The organism is Nonomuraea sp. NPDC049419, assembly GCF_040676995.1.
GTDB classification, from domain to species: domain Bacteria; phylum Actinomycetota; class Actinomycetes; order Streptosporangiales; family Streptosporangiaceae; genus Nonomuraea; species Nonomuraea salmonea.
Genome location: NZ_JBFAQB010000001.1, coordinates 919,171 through 936,062, shown reverse-complemented (window position 1 = coordinate 936,062; position 16,892 = coordinate 919,171). Strand labels below are relative to the sequence as shown.

Annotated in this window: 14 protein-coding genes and 1 pseudogene; 10 read left to right on the top strand and 5 right to left on the bottom strand. The window is 70.3% G+C overall.

Annotation, left to right across the window (positions count from 1 at the left end):
- Nucleotides 1-88: 88 nt before the first annotated feature.
- The 3 genes and pseudogenes from AB0K12_RS04325 to AB0K12_RS04315 form a co-directional block, all read left to right on the top strand.
- Nucleotides 89-436 (top strand): annotated as a pseudogene (locus tag AB0K12_RS04325) (Gfo/Idh/MocA family oxidoreductase); the annotation flags it as partial.
- 93 nt (nt 437-529) lie between these two features.
- On the top strand, nt 530-1,033 hold the full coding sequence (locus tag AB0K12_RS04320; protein WP_364555751.1) for a Gfo/Idh/MocA family oxidoreductase: 504 nt from the start codon (nt 530-532) through the stop codon (nt 1,031-1,033).
- The gene (locus AB0K12_RS04315) at nt 1,023-2,129 is read left to right on the top strand and encodes a zinc-binding dehydrogenase (RefSeq protein WP_364555449.1); all 1,107 of its coding nucleotides are present in this window, start codon (nt 1,023-1,025) and stop codon (nt 2,127-2,129) included. The genes AB0K12_RS04320 and AB0K12_RS04315 overlap by 11 nt, the downstream gene beginning before the upstream one ends.
- A 1,184-nt stretch (nt 2,130-3,313) precedes the next feature.
- On the opposite strand, the gene AB0K12_RS04310 is transcribed toward AB0K12_RS04315, so the two are convergent.
- Both AB0K12_RS04310 and AB0K12_RS04305 read right to left on the bottom strand, forming a co-directional pair.
- Nucleotides 3,314-4,099, bottom strand: coding sequence for a sugar phosphate isomerase/epimerase family protein (locus AB0K12_RS04310; protein WP_364555447.1), 786 nt, complete (start codon nt 4,097-4,099; stop codon nt 3,314-3,316).
- A 2-nt stretch (nt 4,100-4,101) separates the two neighbouring features.
- Nucleotides 4,102-5,130, bottom strand: coding sequence for a zinc-binding dehydrogenase (locus AB0K12_RS04305; RefSeq protein ID WP_364555445.1), 1,029 nt, complete (start codon nt 5,128-5,130; stop codon nt 4,102-4,104).
- 113 nt (nt 5,131-5,243) lie between these two features.
- Between AB0K12_RS04305 and AB0K12_RS04300 the strand changes: the two genes are divergently transcribed.
- Genes AB0K12_RS04300 through AB0K12_RS04280 form a run of 5 tightly spaced genes read left to right on the top strand, consistent with a single transcriptional unit; the run spans nt 5,244 to nt 10,497 of the window.
- On the top strand, nt 5,244-6,131 hold the full coding sequence (locus AB0K12_RS04300) for a sugar phosphate isomerase/epimerase family protein (RefSeq protein WP_364555443.1): 888 nt from the start codon (nt 5,244-5,246) through the stop codon (nt 6,129-6,131).
- Between the two features lie 32 nt (nt 6,132-6,163).
- On the top strand, nt 6,164-7,534 hold the full coding sequence (locus AB0K12_RS04295; protein WP_364555442.1) for an extracellular solute-binding protein: 1,371 nt from the start codon (nt 6,164-6,166) through the stop codon (nt 7,532-7,534).
- A complete protein-coding gene (locus AB0K12_RS04290) occupies nt 7,531-8,499 on the top strand; it encodes a sugar ABC transporter permease (protein WP_364555440.1) in 969 nt (322 codons plus the stop codon). The genes AB0K12_RS04295 and AB0K12_RS04290 overlap by 4 nt, the downstream gene beginning before the upstream one ends.
- Entirely contained in the window at nt 8,486-9,331 is an 846-nt protein-coding gene (locus tag AB0K12_RS04285; RefSeq protein ID WP_364555438.1) for a carbohydrate ABC transporter permease, read from the top strand. Before AB0K12_RS04290 ends, AB0K12_RS04285 begins: the two co-directional genes overlap by 14 nt.
- A 5-nt stretch (nt 9,332-9,336) precedes the next feature.
- Nucleotides 9,337-10,497, top strand: coding sequence for an ROK family transcriptional regulator (locus tag AB0K12_RS04280; protein ID WP_364555437.1), 1,161 nt, complete (start codon nt 9,337-9,339; stop codon nt 10,495-10,497).
- Here the strand turns inward: AB0K12_RS04280 and AB0K12_RS04275 are convergent.
- Complete coding sequence (locus AB0K12_RS04275; protein ID WP_364555435.1) at nt 10,490-11,236, bottom strand: helical backbone metal receptor; 747 nt, start codon at nt 11,234-11,236, stop codon at nt 10,490-10,492. The genes AB0K12_RS04280 and AB0K12_RS04275 overlap by 8 nt on opposite strands.
- 80 nt (nt 11,237-11,316) lie before the next feature.
- Here AB0K12_RS04275 and AB0K12_RS04270 point away from each other — a divergent pair, with 80 nt between their 5' ends.
- Together AB0K12_RS04270 and AB0K12_RS04265 are read left to right on the top strand one after the other, a co-directional pair.
- Nucleotides 11,317-12,141, top strand: coding sequence for an SAM-dependent methyltransferase (locus AB0K12_RS04270; RefSeq protein ID WP_364555433.1), 825 nt, complete (start codon nt 11,317-11,319; stop codon nt 12,139-12,141).
- A gap of 3 nt (nt 12,142-12,144) precedes the next feature.
- Nucleotides 12,145-13,050 carry a TIGR03619 family F420-dependent LLM class oxidoreductase gene (locus tag AB0K12_RS04265; protein WP_364555431.1) on the top strand — a complete coding sequence of 302 codons (906 nt, stop codon included), beginning with the start codon at nt 12,145-12,147 and terminating at the stop codon, nt 13,048-13,050.
- 4 nt (nt 13,051-13,054) lie between these two features.
- On the opposite strand, the gene tpx is transcribed toward AB0K12_RS04265, so the two are convergent.
- Entirely contained in the window at nt 13,055-13,555 is a 501-nt protein-coding gene (tpx, locus tag AB0K12_RS04260) for a thiol peroxidase (RefSeq protein WP_345397384.1), read from the bottom strand.
- 92 nt (nt 13,556-13,647) lie between these two features.
- Complete coding sequence (gene icmF, locus AB0K12_RS04255; RefSeq protein WP_364555429.1) at nt 13,648-16,869, bottom strand: fused isobutyryl-CoA mutase/GTPase IcmF; 3,222 nt, start codon at nt 16,867-16,869, stop codon at nt 13,648-13,650.
- Nucleotides 16,870-16,892 lie beyond the last annotated feature (23 nt).

The window sequence follows — 16,892 nt, the reverse complement described above, 5'->3', positions numbered from 1 at the left end:
GAGGTCCCGACCTCTGCCCGATCTATAGGTGCTTGAACATGTTTGTTTGATTTAGCCCACAAGTGGCATATGCCGGGTTGTGTCCCCGATGACCCGTGTCGGCATCATAGGTGCCGGAAATGTTGCCGCTCGCCATGCAGACGTCCTGTCCGGCTTCCCCGATGTCACCATCGCCGGGATCGCCGACACCGATCCCCACAGGGCCGAGGCTCTGGCCTCGAAGCACGGCTCCCCCGCCTATGGCGGCCACGCTGACCTGCTCAGTGCCGGCGGTCTGGACGCTGTCTACGTCTGTGTGCCTCCTTTCGCGCACGGTAACCCAGAACATGACGTTCTGTCGTGCAATCTCCCGATTTTCGTGGAAAAGCCACTGTCTCTTGACCTCCAGACCGCAGAAAACATCGCGTCCGAAATCGAACGGAGATCTCTGCCCTCAGCAGTCGGACATCACTGGCGATATCTAGACATTGTCCGACAGGCGCATGACCTGCTCGCCGGCCGGCCCGTCCACCTCGCGCTCGGCCACTGGTTGGACAAGGTGCCGCCGGTCGCCTGGTGGCTCGACCCCGGCAGGTCGGGCGGCCAGATCGTCGAGCAGGCCGTGCACGTGCTGGACCTGGCGCGGGTGCTGGTGGGCGAGGTGTCGATGGTGCACGCGGTGCCGGGCGGAACCCCCGTGGACGGCGAGATCGACCGGGCCACCTCCGCCGTGCTGCGCTTCTCCGGCGGCGCGGCCGGGCTGCTCGCCACCTCCTGCCTGCTCACCCGCAAGCACCGGGTGGGGCTGGAGGTGTGCGCCGACGGGATCGCGCTGGAGCTGAGCGAGACCCGGCTGCTCGTGGACGGGCACCGCGCGATCGAGGACGACGGCCGGGCCAAGACGCGGGTGGATCGCGAGTTCATCAACGCGGTGCAGGGCAAGGCGGCCGACGTGCGCGTACCGTACGGGGAGGCGCTGCGGACCCACCGCCTGGCGCTGGCACTCGCCCGATCCGCAGCCGAGCAGAGGCCGGTGATGCTCGATGACCAGTGAGACCCTCAGCATCGAGGCGCCTGGGGAGGTGTGCCTGGTCGAGGAGAAGCTGCCCGACCTGCCCGACGGCGGGTTCATGGTCGCCACCACCCACAGCGGCGTCTCGGCCGGCACCGAGCTGACCTACGTCAAGGGCACCAACCCCTACCTCGGCGCGAGCTGGGACCCGGCGCTCGGGCTGTTCCTCGACGGCGCGCCGTCGGTGGCGTACCCGGTGCGCGGCATCGGCTACATGCAGGTGGGGCTGGTGGTCGAGACGCGGACGCGGGCCGTGCGCGAGGGCGCGCTGGTGGCGATGGCGTACGGGCACCGCACGGCGTACGTGGCCGACCCGATGACCGACCGCTTCGTGGAGCTGCCCGACGACCTCGACCCGCTGCTCGGCATCTACGTCGCCCACATGGGCCCGATCTGCGCCAACGGCCTGCTGCACGCCGCCCACGACCTGCACGGCCCGGCGGTGCGCGACCTGGGCGACGGCGTGCGCGGCCGGCGGGTCGCGGTGGTCGGCGCCGGCGTGGTGGGGCTGCTGACGGCCTGCTTCGCGATGTACGCGGGCGCGGCCGAGGTCGTGGTGGTGGACGAGACGCCGTCCCGGCTGGAGATCGCCGCCGCGCTGGGCGCCGGCACCATGGACGCCGCGCAGGACCCGGCGGTGGAGCTCAAGCGGCGCTGGCGGCACGGGCCCAACGACCGCGGCGCCGACGTCGTCTTCCAGTGCCGCGGCCAGGCCAGGGCGCTGGCGCTCGGCCTGCGCCTGCTGCGTCCCCAGGGCACGCTGGTCGACCTGGCCTTCTACACCGGCGGCGCCCCCGAGGTGCGGCTCGGGGAGGAGTTCCACCACAACGGACTCACCGTGCGCTGCGCCCAGATCGGCCGGGTGCCGCGCGGTCTCGCGCATGCCTGGGACAGGGAACGCCTGTCGCACGAGACCATCGCGCTGCTGCGGCGGCACGGCCCGGCACTACGCCGGCACGTGGTCACCGATCTGGTCGGGTTCGGCGAAGCGCCACGTCTCATGACAGAGCTCGCGGCCGGACGGCTGCAGTGCGTTCAGGCCGTGCTCTGCGACGAGGTCGAGGATGAGGGCGGCTGACCAGCTGAAGTCGCGCGAGCCGTGGCCGCGCAGGGTGACCGGGTCGAAGTACTCACGAAAGCCCGACCTGCACACCGCGCGGCGCATGGAGTCGGCGAGGTCGGCGGCGAGGTCGGGGCGGCGGTCCTTGAGCCCGTGCCAGACCAGCCAGCCGACGTTGATCCAGCTCGGGCCGCGCCAGTAGCGGGCGGGGTCGAACTCCGCGGCGTCCGTGGCGTAGCTGGGCAGCGGCAGCTCCTTGAGCCCGAACCGGTCGAGCGCGGTCCTGACCAGCGTGTCGGCCACCTTGTCCGGCAGGTCGGGCAGCACGAGCGGGGTCAGCCCGGCCGCGCTCGCGGATTCGGTCGGCTTGCCGGTGCGCACGTCGCGGGCCTGGAAGAGCGCGCCGTCCCACAGGTGCTCGACCATGGCGCGGGTGACGGCCGCCGCCTCGCGCTCGTGCGGCTCGGGGTCGAGCCCGAGCGCCCGCGCGATGTCCGCCAGCGTCGACTCTGCCAGCCCGTACGCGGCGTTGAACAGCGGATCCTCGACCTGGAACGCGCCCGGCGCGGTGTAGCCGGACTCGCGGTAGGCCTCGGCCAGCGCGATGTAGAGCTGGTAGTCGCGGTCGGTGGGCCGCTCGTCGGCGCTGACGCTCTGCAGGTCCCTGCGGACGAACCCACCGGGCGCCGCCTCGACCGCGGCCAGCGGCACGTCCCAGGCGGGGCTGTTGTCCATGCCCGACTCCCAGGGGTGCACGATCGCGATCAGCCCTTCGGGCGAGCGCCGCTGGGCGCGCAGGAACTCCTGCTGGGCCACCAGCCGGGGGTAGATGCGGTCGAGGAATCCGAGATCGGGCTCGGCGAGGTACGTCTTCCACGCGGCCAGCGCGTGCACGGGCGGCTGGACGATGCCGGAGGTGCGCACGCCCGACGGCGCCCGCGCGGCCCAGAAGGCCGGCCCGGGGAAGTAGGCGCCCTCGGCCACCTCGGGATTGAACACGATGTGCGGCACCCGGCCGTCACTCCACTGCGCACCGAACAGGGTCAGCAACTCCGATCTGGCCCTTCGCGGCGACAGGCGGGCGTTGCCGATCGCCACGAAGGCGGAGTCCCAGCTCCACTGGTGGGGATAGAGGCGACGGGAGGGGACCGTGTAGCTGCCGTCCCAGTTGCTCACTAGGACGCGCACGGCGTCGCGAAGGATCATAGATATTTCCTGACGAAGGCGGCGGTCTGGGGGAGGACGATCTCGGGCTCGCCGCGCAGGCGGCATTCGAGGGCGAGATAGCCGTCGTAGCCCACGGCGTCGAGGGTGGCGAGCTGGGCGCCCCAGTCGAGGTGGCCGGTGCCGGGCTGGTGTCTGTTGGACTCGCTGATCTGCATGTGCGCGAGGTAGGGGGCCGCCGTCATGAGGGCGCGGCAGGGGTCGTCCTCCTCGATGTTCATGTGGTAGGTGTCGCCGACGATCCTGATGGAGTCCATCGAGCAGTACGAGACGGCCTCGGCCAGCGTGTTGACCATGTGGTTCTCGTACCGGTTGAGGGGCTCCAGCATGATCAGCACGCCGTTGCGGTGGGCGTGCTCGCCGAGGATGCCGAGCGCCTCGGCCAGCACCTCGCGGTCCTCCTCCGGGCTGCGCGGCGGCTCGAACGGGGGCAGCCGGCGGGAGAACTGGCCCCAGGAGGCGGGGGTCATGACGCCGATGCCGCCGAGCTCGCCGATCACGGTGAGCTGCGATCGGAGCTGCTGGATCGCGTCCTTGCGTTTGGCCGGGTCGAAGTCGCCGATGAAGTGGGGCATGTCCACGCAGACCGTCGGCATGACGACGCCGTCGGCCCGCGCGCGCTTGAGCTCCGTGAGCCGGCCCGCGAAGTGGAAATCGCCCTTGCCGCGAAGCTCGATGGCGTCGAAGCCGGCGTCGAGCGCGAAGGCGAACTTCTCCTGCAGGCTGCGGCCAGGCAGCAGCTGCTCCTGTACGGCGAGCTTCACTGTCACTCCTTGAATTCGAAGACGAGCTGAAGCACCTCGGACTGGTGCTTGTCGAGCAGGTCGAAGGCTTCAGGGGCCCGGTCTACGGGCACGACGTGGCTGATGAGAGCGCGCGCGTCGACCTCGCCGCGGTGCACGAGCTCCATGAACGTGCGCTGCAGCCGTTCGACGTCCCAGCGGTGCGCCAGCCACGAGGCGACGCCGCCGATCTGCGAGGAGACGAGCTGGACCTGGTTGTGGTGGAACTCCTCGCCGAGCCGCAGGCCGACGCCGTCGCCCTGGTAGAACCCGGCGGCGACCACCCGGCCGCCCCTGCGCACGGTCCTGATCGCCTCGTGCAGGCCGGCGTTGCTGCCGCTCAGCTCGATGACACCGTCGGCGCCCTCGACGCGCTTGCGCATGAACTCGGCCACCGAGCCCGAGGCGATGTCGAAGGTCTCGGCGGCGCCGAAGCGCCTGGCCAGCTCCAGCCGGTCGGCGATGGCGTCGGCGGCGACCACGCGGGCTCCGCTGAGCACGGCCATGCGGGTGGCGAGCAGCCCGATGACGCCCTGGCCGAAGACGGCGATCTGGTCACCGAGGTGCACGTCGGCGGCGTGCACGGCGTTGAGCGCGATGGCGCCCACGCGGGCGAAGACGCCGGTCAGCGGGTCGGCGCCGGGCGGCAGCACGTGGCCTTCGAGCTTGGCGGCCGGGACGACCGCCTCGGCGCGGTGGCCCCAGATGCCCCAGACCAGGCTGCCGAGCGGCGGGTCTGCCACGTCGGGCGCGGCCTCGACGACTTCGCCGACCTCCTGGTAGCCCCACCCGGCCAGCGGGTAGGCATGCGTCTGGCCCTCGACGAAGAGCCGGCGCTCGGTGTCCCATTTGCGATTGAGGTAGGGATTGGTGCCACGGTAGGCGGTGAGTTCGGTGCCCGCTGAGACTCCTGAATAGAGAGTGCGTACGCGCACTGTGCCCGGGACGAGATCGGCGGGCGACTCCAGGCCGACGCGGACATGGCCTGGCTCTTCGAAGGTGATGACGCGCATTCTCCACACTTACGTTTAATGATCAAACAAAAGTCAAAGATTTAGTGATTCTTGGTACGCAGTAGTGGCGTTCGTAACACGCTTAAGTCTACGACTTCTGTCGGAGGTGACTGATGAAATTGGGGTTTCTGACAGCGTGTCTTCCGGAAAGCGACCTTACCGACATTGCCCGGTGGGCCGCGAACCAGGGCTACGAGGCTCTCGAAGTCGCGGGTTGGCCGGCTCCGGATGACCGAAATCACATCAAGGTAGATTGTTTCGACGAGGCAGAAAACGCCCGAGTCCGGCGAATCTTCACGGAGACCGGACTGACGCTTTCCTCGATCGCCTATTACGAGAACAATCTTCACCCTGAGCAAGGGCCGCAGGTGAACGCGCACGTGATGCGCTGCGTGGACGCCGCCGCCGCGCTCGGCTGCCCCACGGTCGGCACGTTCGTCGGCCGCGACCCCGGGCTGCCGGTCCGCGACAACCTCAAGCGCGCCGAGGACGTCTTCGGCCCGCTCGTCGAGTACGCCACCGCCCGCGGGGTCGAGCTGGTCATCGAGAACTGCGTGATGAAGAGCTGGCACCCCGACGGCTATCCCGGCAACCTCGCCTACTCCCCCGAGCTGTGGGAGTGGATGTTCACGCTCGGGCTCAAGCTCAACTACGACCCGTCCCACCTGGTGGCGCTCGGCATCGACCCGGTGGCCGCGCTTCGGCCGTACATCTCGAACGTCGCGCACGTGCAGGCCAAGGACACCCAGCTCCTGCCCGGCGCGATCGACCGCTACGGCTTCTACGGGCCGATCAGCGGCGAGAAGGGCTGGTACCGCTTCCGCGTGCCGGGGCTCGGCCAGGTGGACTGGACGCGGGTGATCGACGCGCTGTACGAGGGCGGCTACGACGGGGTGGTCTCCGTCGAGCACGAGGACCCGGTGTGGAGCGGAAGCACGGAGAGGGTACAGACCGGTCTCGGTATCGCCTACCGCACGTTGCGCCATCTCGTGCAGGGGTAAGTGCGGCTTATCCCCAATCAGAGGAGCGTGCCATGCCGACGAAGGTAACCGCCGTCCTCTCCGTCGCCCTGCTGGCCGCCGTCTCGCTGGCGGCCTGCGGCGACGACGGTGGCGAGCAGTCAGCGAGTAACGAGATCACGGTCTGGACCGAGGAGAACCTCGAGGACCGGATGGCCGTGCAGAACGCGATCGTCACCGAGTTCACCCAGAAGACCGGGATCAAGGTGAAGCTGGTCGGCGTGGCCGAGGACCAGTTCAGCCAGACCATCACGGCCGCGGCGGCGGCCGACGACCTGCCCGACGTGATCGGGGCGCTGCCGCTGTCGTCCATCCGCGAACTGGAGGCCAACGACCTGCTCGACACCGAGACGCCGGGGAAGATCGTGGACGGGCTCGGGCGCGACACGTTCTCGCCGCGGGCGCTGGAGCTCGACAGCTCGGGCGGGACGCTGCTCGCGGTGCCCAGCGACGGGTGGGCGCAGCTGATCCTCTACCGTAAGGACCTGTTCGACAAGGCCGGGCTGCGGCCGCCTGACACGTACGAGGCGCTGCAGCAGGCCGCCACCAAGCTCAACACCGGCGGCGTCGCCGGCATCACGCTCGCCATCGCCCCGAAGGACTCCTTCACCGCGCAGAGCTTCGAGCACATCGCCCAGGCCAACGGCTGCCAGCTCGTGGACGGCTCGGGCAACGTCACGCTGGACTCGCCGCAGTGCGTCAAGGCGTTCGAGTTCTACGCGAACCTGGCCAAGAACCTGTCCGTCAAGGGCAAGCAGGACGTGGACTCGACCAGGGCCACCTACTTCTCCGGCAAGGCGGCCATGACGATCTGGTCGTCGTTCATCCTCGACGAGCTGGCCGGGCTGCGCAAGGACGCGCTGCCGAGCTGCGCGCAGTGCCGCGAGAACCCCGAGTGGCTGGCCGAGAACACCGGCGTGGTCACCGCGCTCAAGGGCCCTGACGGCGCCGCGCCCGCCCAGTACGGCGAGATCGTCTCCTGGGCGATCACCCGCGACGCCGCCAAGGACCCGGCGAGCAAGTTCGTGTCGTACATGATGAACGAAGGCTACGAACGCTGGATCGGGATGGCCCCCGAGGGCAAGTTCCCGACCCGCAAGGGCTTCGAGGCGAAGTGGGACGCGCTGCCCGCCGGCGTCGACACCAAGAAGCCGCTCGCCGACGTCTACCCGGCCGACGTGCTCGACGCGCTGCGCAAGAGCCCCGACACCTTCGCCCGCTGGGGCATCCCGCAGGGCCAGGGCAAGCTGGTCGGCGCCACGATGGGCGAGCTGCCCGTGCCCAAGGCGCTCAGCATGGTCGTGGACGGGTCGCTGACCCCGCAGGCCGCCGCCGCGCAGGCCAAGGCCGACGTCGAGAGCATCAAGCGCGGGATCAGGCAGTGACCGCCACCCGCACAGGGGAGCCGCGCACACCGGCCGGCTCCCCGCCCCGCCGGCGCCGCGGGGGCACACTGCGGCAGCAGGAGGGCCGAGCCGGGCTCGTGCTCATCTCGCCGACGCTGATCATCACGCTGGTCGTGGTGGTGCTGCCGCTGCTGTGGGCGATCATGCTGGCGTTCCAGGACGCGCGGCTGATCAACATCAGGCGGGTGGGCGTCTTCGGGCACTACACGCTGGAGAACTTCACGTACGTGATCTCCGAGCCCGGCTTCTGGTCGTCGCTGGTCAACACGCTCGTCTACACCGTCGCGGGGACGGCGCTGTCGATCGCGATCGGGCTGGTGACGGCGCTCGCGCTGCGCGACAGGTTCAAGGGCCGCACGCTGGTCAGGGCCTCGATCCTGATCCCGTACGTGGCCCCGGTGGTGGCGGTGGCGTTCCTGTGGGAGACGATGCTCAACCCGCAGTACGGCATCGTCAACACCTGGCTGGACGAGCCCATCGCGTTCCTCACCCAGGCCAAGGGCGAGATCCTCGGCGTGCAGGTGCCGGTCGCGCTGCTCACCGTGATCGCGTTCGAGGCGTGGCGGTACTTCCCATTCGCGTTCCTGTTCATCCTGGCCCGGCTGCAGGCGCTGCCGAAGGAGCTGGACGAGGCCGCCGTGGTGGACGGCGCCACGCCCACCCAGCGCTTCCGCTACGTGATCATGCCGCAGCTGTGGCGCATCATCGCGCTGCTGTCGGTGCTGCGGTTCGTCTTCACCTTCACCAAGTTCGACGACGTCTACCTGCTGACCGGCGGCGGCGCCGGCACGGAGGTGGTCAGCGTGCGCGTCTACAACTTCCTGACCTCGCGCGACGACATCGGCGCGGCCGCCGCCCAGGCGATCGTGCTGGCCGTCTTCCTGGTCGTCTTCCTGGCGGTCTACCTCAGGTTCTTCGCGGGAGGCGAGCGTGAGCAGGGATAGGTTCGAGCGGGGCCTGTTCAAGGTGCTCAGGCCGCTGGTGATCGCGTTCCTCTTCCTGATCACCGCGTTCCCGTTCCTCTACATGGTGATGCTGTCCGTACGCGACATCCAGGAGCTCATCCTCGACCCGGGCTCGCTGTGGCCGTCGGCGTTCACCCTGGACACGTACGTGAACGTGCTGACCAGGCAGGGCTTCCTGACCTTCCTCAGGAACAGCGCGATCATCGCGGTCGCGTCGGTGGCGGTGACGCTGCTGATCTCGATCCCGGGCGCGTACGCGGTGGCCAGGCTGCGCTTCTTCGGCCGCCGCCAGGTGCACTTCCTCTTCCTCGCGGTGTACCTGTTCCCGGCGATCGTGCTGGCCATCCCCCTGTTCGTGCTGTTCACCATGATCGGCCTGCGCGGATCTCTTGTGGGCTTGATCCTCGTCTATATCGCGCAGACGGTGCCGGTCACGGTATACATGCTCCGCAACTACTTCGAGACCGTGCCGCAAAGCGTGGAGGAAGCGGCCGCGATCGACGGGTGCACGAGGTTGTCGACCATCTGGCGGGTGGTGCTGCCGCTCTCCAAACCCGCCCTGATGGCCACCGGCCTCTACGCGTTCATGATCGCGTGGAACGAGTTCCTGTTCGCCCTGCTCTTCCTCGTGGAACGGCGGGAGAGCTGGACGGTGTCCTTGGGGCTCTCGCAGCTCGCGGGGAGCATCGAGATTCCCACGACGGTCCTGATGGCAGGGTCGGTGGTGCTCACGCTGCCCATCGTGATCGTGTTCTTCGCCAGTGAGCGACTGCTGACGGAGGGCCTCACCGCAGGAGCGGAGAAGGGATAGACCCCATGCTGACGGCAGGGCAGATCCTCCAGCTCATCCGCCATGGCTCCTGCCGTACCCGTAAAGAGCTCATCGAGCACACCGGTCTGTCCCGCTCGACCATCACCGAGCGGGTCGACCGGCTGATCGCCGCCGGATACATCCACGAGTCCGGCGTCGGCGCGTCAGGGGGCGGGCGGCCGCCCTCGGTGCTCGACGTGCACGCCGCCAGGCGGCTGATCCTGGTGGCCGACCTGGGCGCCACCCACGCCAGGGTGGCGCTCACCGACCTCGCCGCCCGCTCCATGGCGGAAGAGCGCACCGAGATGCGCATCGAGCTGGGCCCCGACGCGGTGCTCTCGTGGGTGCGCGAGGCGTTCCAGCGCATGCTGGACCGGGCCGGGCGGCCCGCCGCCGACGTGTGCGGCATCGGGCTCGACGTGCCCGGCTCGGTCGATCACGTCACCGGGCACGTCATCAGGTCGTTCCTCATGCCCGGCTGGGACGACCATCCCGTGCGCGAGGCCATCAGGGCCTCCTACGACGTGCCCATCCTGGTCGAGAACGACGCCAACGCGATGGCGCTCGGCGAGTGGTGGTCGTCCTGGCGCGGCACCGACTCGCTCGTCCTGGTCAAGGTCTCCACCGGCATCGGCACCGGCATCGTGCTCGACGGGCAGGTCTACCGCGGCGTCGAGGACGCGGCGGGCAACATCGGCCACGTACGCCTGCGCGAGACCGACGACCGGGTCTGCACCTGCGGCTCGCGCGGCTGCGTGGCCTCGCTGGCGAGCGGCCACGCGCTGGCCTCCGACCTCGGCGTGTCCTCCAGCCGCGAGGTCGTCAGGCTCGTGCAGAGCGGCGACGCCGCCGCCATCGCCAAGGTGCAGGAGGCGGGGCGCACGCTCGGCGTCGTCCTCGCCACCGCGGTCAGCCTGCTCAACCCCGGCGTGCTGGTGCTGGCCGGCGACATGGCGCGCACCAGGGAGCACTACCTGACCGGCATCAGGGAGACCGTCTACCGGCGAAGCCTGCCGTACACGACCCGCAACCTCGAGATCGTCACCAGCTCGCTCGGCGACCGGGCCGGCATCGTGGGCATGGCGGTGATCGTCATGGAGCACGTGCTGTCGGCCGCCGCCGTCGACACCGCGCTGGCCGAGGCCAGGAGCGACAAGGTCAGCTGAGCGCGCGGCGCAGCTCGCCGGCCGCCGCCACCAGCGAAGGGCCGTACCACGTGAGCAGCCGGCCGCTGACCGGCACGCAGCGCAGGCCGGGGAACGCCTCGGGGCCGTCGGTCGCGCTGAAGGCGTAGGGCTCGTCGGGCAGCACCACGAGGTCGGGGCGGTGGCCGGTCAGCTCGTCGAGCGGGATCTTGGGGTAGCGCTCGGGGTGGCCGGCGTACAGGTTGTCGACGCCGAGGCGCCTGAGCACGTCGCCGGTGAAGGTGTCGCGGCCCACGACCATCCAGGGCCGCCGCCAGATCGGGATGATCGCCGTACGCCTCGGGCCCTCCCACGGCGTGCTCCACGCGTCGCGGGCCTCGGCCAGCCACCCGGGCGGGTCCGTACGGCAGGCGTGCGTGAACATCCGCTCCAGCGACGCGAACGCCTCCTCCAGCGTCGCGATCCTGGTCACCCAGACGGCGACGCCTGACCTGCGCAGCGCCTCGATGTCGGACGGGCGGTTCTCCTCGGCGTTGGCGAGCACCACGTCGGGCCGCAGCCGCAGGATCGCGCCGAGGTCGGGGTTCTTGGTGCCGCGCACCCTCGCCACGTCGAGATCGGCCGGATGCGAGCACCACTTCGTGGCCCCGACCAGGGCATGCGGCACGGTGGCCGCCACCGACTCGGTCAGCGACGGCACCAGCGACACGATCCGCCGCACCTCGCCGGGAATCTTTACGGTCGTCCCGGTGTCATCCACATTGACAGCCTAGATCGACGGCTCGATGATCTCTTTTGTCGGCGCCGGGCCGTAGACTCCAGGCAAAGATCGTTACCTCGATGATCGGGAGAAGACGGTTGGAGCAGGAGTCACTCGGTTTCGACCCCAACACCCCCAGCGTGGCCCGGCTCTACGACTACTACCTCGGCGGGAAGGACCACTTCCCCGCCGATCGCGAGGCGGCCGAGCAGATCCTGAGGGTCGCCCCCGAGCTGCGGGCCGCCGCCAGGGCCAATCGCGCCTTCCTGGGCCGCGCGGTGCGCCACCTGGCCGAGACCGGCATCACGCAGTTCCTCGACATCGGCACCGGCCTGCCCACCCAGGGCAACGTGCACGAAGTGGCCAAGAAGGTCGCGCCCGACGCCAAGGTGGTCTACGTCGACCGCGACCCCGTGGTGCTGGTGCACGCCAGGGCGCTGCTGGCCGACCAGGGCGCCGACACCACCGTGATCGAGGCCGACCTGCGCGATCCGGCGGCCATCCTCGCCCATCCCGAGGTGACGCGGACCATCGACTTCGGCAAGCCCGTGGGCCTGCTGCTGGTCGCGATCCTGCACTTCATCACCGAGGCCGAGCGGCCCGGCGAGATCCTCGCCACCCTGCGCGACGCGCTCGCGCCCGGCAGCTACCTCGTGCTGTCCCACGGCACCAGCGACGCCAGGGCCGCCGCCGTCGATCGCGGCACCCAGGTCTACCAGAGCGCCAGCGCCCCGCTCACGCTGCGCGGCAGAGAACGCATCCGCGAGCTGTTCGAAGGGTTCACGCTCATCGACCCCGGGCTGGTGTGGCTGCCCGAGTGGCGGCCCGAGCAGGCCGACGTCATCGACTTCGTCGACGACCCCGCCTCCTCGCTCATCCTGTGCGGCGTCGGCAGGAAGGGCTGAGCCATGCGCGTCGGGCTGGCCGTCCCGCAGTACGGCAGGTTCGCCTCGCTCGCCAGCGTGCTGGAGGTGGCGCGGGCAGCCGAGAAGATGGGCTTCCACAGCCTGTGGGCCGGTGACCGGCTGCTGACGCCGGTGGCGCCGAAGGACCGCTATCCCGGCGGCGACGGCTCCATCCCCGAAGCCCACCGGGTCTTCCTCGACCCGTTCGCGGTGCTGTCGGTCGCCGCGTCCGTCACCACGTCCGTACGCCTCGGCACCAGCGCACTCAACGCCTGCTGGTACGCCCCCGCCGTGCTGGCCCGCTCCCTCACCACCATCGACCACCTCAGCGGCGGCCGGCTCGACGCGGGGCTCGGGCTCGGCTGGTCCTCCGACGAGTACGCCGCCGCCGGCGTGCCGTGGCAGGACCGGGCCCGGCGCTACGACGCCACGCTCGACGCGCTTGAGGCCATCTGGACCACCGACCCCGTCTCGTTCGAGCACGAGCTGTGGACGATCCCGCCCAGCCACATCGAGCCCAAGCCGGCCCGCCGCCCGCCGCTCCATCTCGCGGGTTTCGCGGAGCCCGCGCTGCGCCGCATCGGGCGGCGCGGCGACGGCTGGCTGACGGCCACGCTGCCCATCCCCATGCTGACGGCGATGTGGCAGACCGTCTGCCGGGCCGCGGAAGAGGCCGGGCGCGACCCCGGCGCGCTGCGCATGATCCTGCGCGCCAACCCGATCGTCACCGGCGACGGCCGGCCGCCGAGGAGCGGCACCGTCGCCGAGATCAGCGCCTACCTCGCCGAGGCGGTGGAGGCCGGGGCGCACGAGCTGATCCTCGACCTCCAGCACACCGCCACCGACGACCGCCACCTGCTCGACCTCGCCGCGTCCTTCCAGGACGAGCTGACCGCCCGCCTCGGCTGACCGCTTACTTGAGGGCCGCGAGGGCGGCGTCGTAGTCGGGCTCCTGGGTGATCTCCGGCACCAGCTGCGAGTAGACGACCTTGTTGTCGCCGTCGAGCACGACCACCGCGCGGGCGGCGAGACCGGCGAGCGGGCCCGACTCCTGCGCCACGCCGTAGTCGGCGAGGAACTCGCGGCCGCGCATCATCGACAGCGTGGTGACGTTCTCCAGGCCCTCGGCGCCGCAGAAGCGGCCCTGCGCGAACGGCAGGTCGGCCGAGATGCAGAGCACGGCCACGTCGGGGTGCTCACCGGCGATCTCGTTGAAGCGGCGCACCGAGGCGGCGCAGACGCCGGTGTCGAGGCTCGGGAAGATGTTGAGCACCTTGGTCTTCTGGCCGAAGTCGTCGAGCGTGCGCTCGGCGAGGTCGCTGCCCACCAGCCGGAACGCGGGAGCGGTGTCGCCCGCCTTGGGGAAGGTGCCGGCGACGGTGATGGGGTTGCCCTTGAACGTGACGTCGGACATGGAAAGCCTCCTGATAACGATGGTCCCCTGATCTTGCCCAGCAGCGCGATCCTATCGACGCCGGCCCGCCGCCCCGGCGCACCGGGTCGTGCTCAGACGTTGCGCCGGTACTGTCCGCCGGCCTCGAACAGGGCGTCGGTGATCTGGCCGAGCGAGCAGTGCCTGGCCGCCTCCATCAGCACCTCGAAGGCGTTGCCGTCGGACATGGCGACCTCGCGCAGCCGGGCGAGCTGGGCGGACGCCTCGGAGCGGTGCCGCTCGTGGAAGGCGCGCAGCCGGTCGAGCTGGGACTGCTTCTCCTCCTCCGTGCCCCTGGCGAGCTCCAGCTTGTGCGGGTCGGCGTCGTCGGAGTGCGCGGGGTTGCGGAAGGTGTTGACCCCGATGATGGGCAGCGAGCCGTCGTGCTTGCGCGTCTCGTACAGCATCGACTCGTCCTGGATGCGGCCGCGCTGATAGCCGGTCTCCATCGCGCCGAGCACGCCGCCGCGGTCCGACAGCCGCTCGAACTCGGCCAGCACCGCCTCCTCGACCAGGTCGGTCAGCTCCTCGATGATGAACGCGCCCTGCAGCGGGTTCTCGTTCCTGGCCAGGCCCCACTCGCGGTTGATGATGAGCTGGATGGCCATGGCGCGGCGCACCGAGTCGGCCGAGGGCGTGGTGACGGCCTCGTCGTAGGCGTTGGTGTGCAGGCTGTTGCAGTTGTCGTAGACGGCGATGAGGGCCTGCAGCGTGGTGCGGATGTCGTTGAAGTGCATCTCCTGGGCGTGCAGCGAGCGCCCTGACGTCTGGATGTGGTACTTCAGCTTCTGCGAGCGCTCCCCCGCGCCGTAGCGCTCGCGCATGGCGACCGCCCAGATGCGGCGGGCCACCCGGCCGAGCACGCTGTACTCGGGGTCCATGCCGTTGGAGAAGAAGAACGACAGGTTGGGCGCGAAGTCGTCCACCTTCATGCCCCTGGCCAGGTACGCCTCCACGTACGTGAACCCGTTGGCCAGCGTGAACGCGAGCTGGCTGATCGGGTTGGCCCCCGCCTCGGCGATGTGGTAGCCGGAGATGGAGACCGAGTAGAAGTTCCTGACGCCGTTCTGGATGAACCACTCCTGGATGTCGGCCATCATCCGCAGCGAGAACTCGGTGGAGAAGATGCAGGTGTTCTGCCCCTGGTCCTCCTTGAGGATGTCGGCCTGCACGGTGCCCCTGACGGTGGCCAGCGTGCGGGCGCGCAGCTCGCGGTCCTCCTGCTCGCCGGGGTCGCGGCCGTGCTCGGCGCGGAAGCGGTCCCTCGCCTGGTCGATGGCGGCGTTGAGGTAGAAGGCCAGGATCGTCGGGGCGGGCCCGTTGATCGTCATCGACACCGACGTGTTGGGCGCCGCCAGGTCGAAGCCGTCGTAGAGCACCTTCATGTCGTCGAGCGTGGCGATGGAGACGCCGGAAGTGCCGACCTTGCCGTAAATGTCGGGCCTGGGGTCGGGGTCGTGGCCGTACAGGGTGACGGAGTCGAACGCGGTGGACAGCCGGGTCGCGGGCTGGCCCTCCGAGAGCAGCTTGAAGCGCCTGTTGGTGCGGAACGGGTCGCCCTCGCCGGCGAACATCCTGGTCGGATCCTCGTCGTCGCGCTTGAACGGGAACACCCCGGCGGTGAACGGGAACATGCCGGGCAGGTTCTCGCTCCGCAGGAACCGCAGCAGGTCGCCGTGGTCGGTGTAGCGGGGCAGCGCGACCCTGGGGATGCGGTTGCCGGAGAGCGTCTCGCGCCACAGCGGCGTGCGGATCTCGCGGTCGCGGATCCTCACCACCAGCTCGTCGGCGCGGTAGCGCTCCTTGAGCGCGGGCCAGGCGTCGAGCAGCGCGCGGCTCTCGTCGCTCAGCTCCCGCTCGGCCTGCTCGGTCAGCTCGGCGAGCCGCGCCGGCTCCGCGCCCTCCCCCGGGCCCTCCCCCAGCAGGTCGCGTACGGCGGCCAGCTGCTGCCTGCGCCTGGCCACCTCCGCCTGGGCCAGCGTCTCTGCGTGGTAGCCGCGCACGGTCTCGGCGATCTCGGCCAGGTAGCGGGCCCTCGCGGGCGGCACGATGGCCGCCGACACCTTCGACGTCCGGCCCTCGACCGGTGCCAGCAGGCCGGGCCCCGTCGCGCCGGTGAACAGCAGCGGCTTGAGGTGGTGGTAGAGGGCGGTGACGCCGCTGTCGTTGTAGCGGGCGGCGATGGTGCCGAAGACCGGCATGTCCTCGGGTGCGACGCCGAACGCCGCGCGGTTGCGTACGAGCTGGCGGCGCACGTCGCGCAGGGCGTCCTCGGCGCCGCGCCGCTCGTACTTGTTGATCACCACGGCCTCGGCGAAGTCGAGCATGTCGATCTTCTCCAGCTGCGAGGCCGCGCCGAACTCGGGCGTCATGACGTAGATCGGCACGTCCACGTGCGGCACGATGCCCGCGTCGCCCTGGCCGATGCCGGGCGTCTCGACGATCACCAGGTCGTAGCCGGCGGCCCGGCAGGCGGCGATGACGTCGTCGAGGCAGGCGGGCACCTCGTTGGGCGCGCCCCTGGTGGCCAGGGAGCGGAAGTAGGTCTGCGGGCTCAGGCTGTTCATCCTGATGCGGTCGCCGAGCAGTGCGCCGCCGCCTCGCCTGCGGGTGGGGTCGATGGCGATGACCGCGATGCGCAGCTTGTCGTCGTGGTCCACGCGGAAGCGGCGGACCAGCTCGTCGGTGAGCGAGGACTTGCCCGAGCCGCCCGTACCGGTGATGCCGAGGACGGGCGGGCGGCGGTCGGTGGCGCTCTTCAGGCCGTCGAGCAGCTCGGCGGGGGCCCTGCCGCCCTCGATGAGGGTGATCGCGCGGGCCAGCGCCGCCTGGTCGCCGGCCATCACGGCCTCGGCCGGCGGCGGGTCGCCCAGCTCGACGTCGCACTCCTGGACGAGCTGGTTGATCATGCCGGGCAGGCCGTAGCGCTGGCCGTCCTCGGGCGAGAAGATGCGCGCGACGCCGCGCGAGTGCAGCAGCTCGATCTCCTCGGGGACGATCACGCCTCCGCCGCCGCCGTACACCTTGACGTGGCCCGCGCCGCGCTCGCGCAGCAGGTCGACCAGGTAGCTGAAGAACTCGACGTGCCCGCCCTGGTAGGAGCTGATCGCCACGCCCTGGACGTCCTCCTGGATGGCGGCCGTGACGATCTCGTCGACCGAGCGGTTGTGCCCGAGATGGATGACCTCGGCCCCCTGGGACTGGAGGATGCGCCGCATGATGTTGATCGCCGCGTCGTGCCCGTCGAACAGGGCCGCGGCGGTCACGAAGCGGACGGGGTGTACCGGGACGTGCACGCCTGATCACTCCTTCGTGGAGG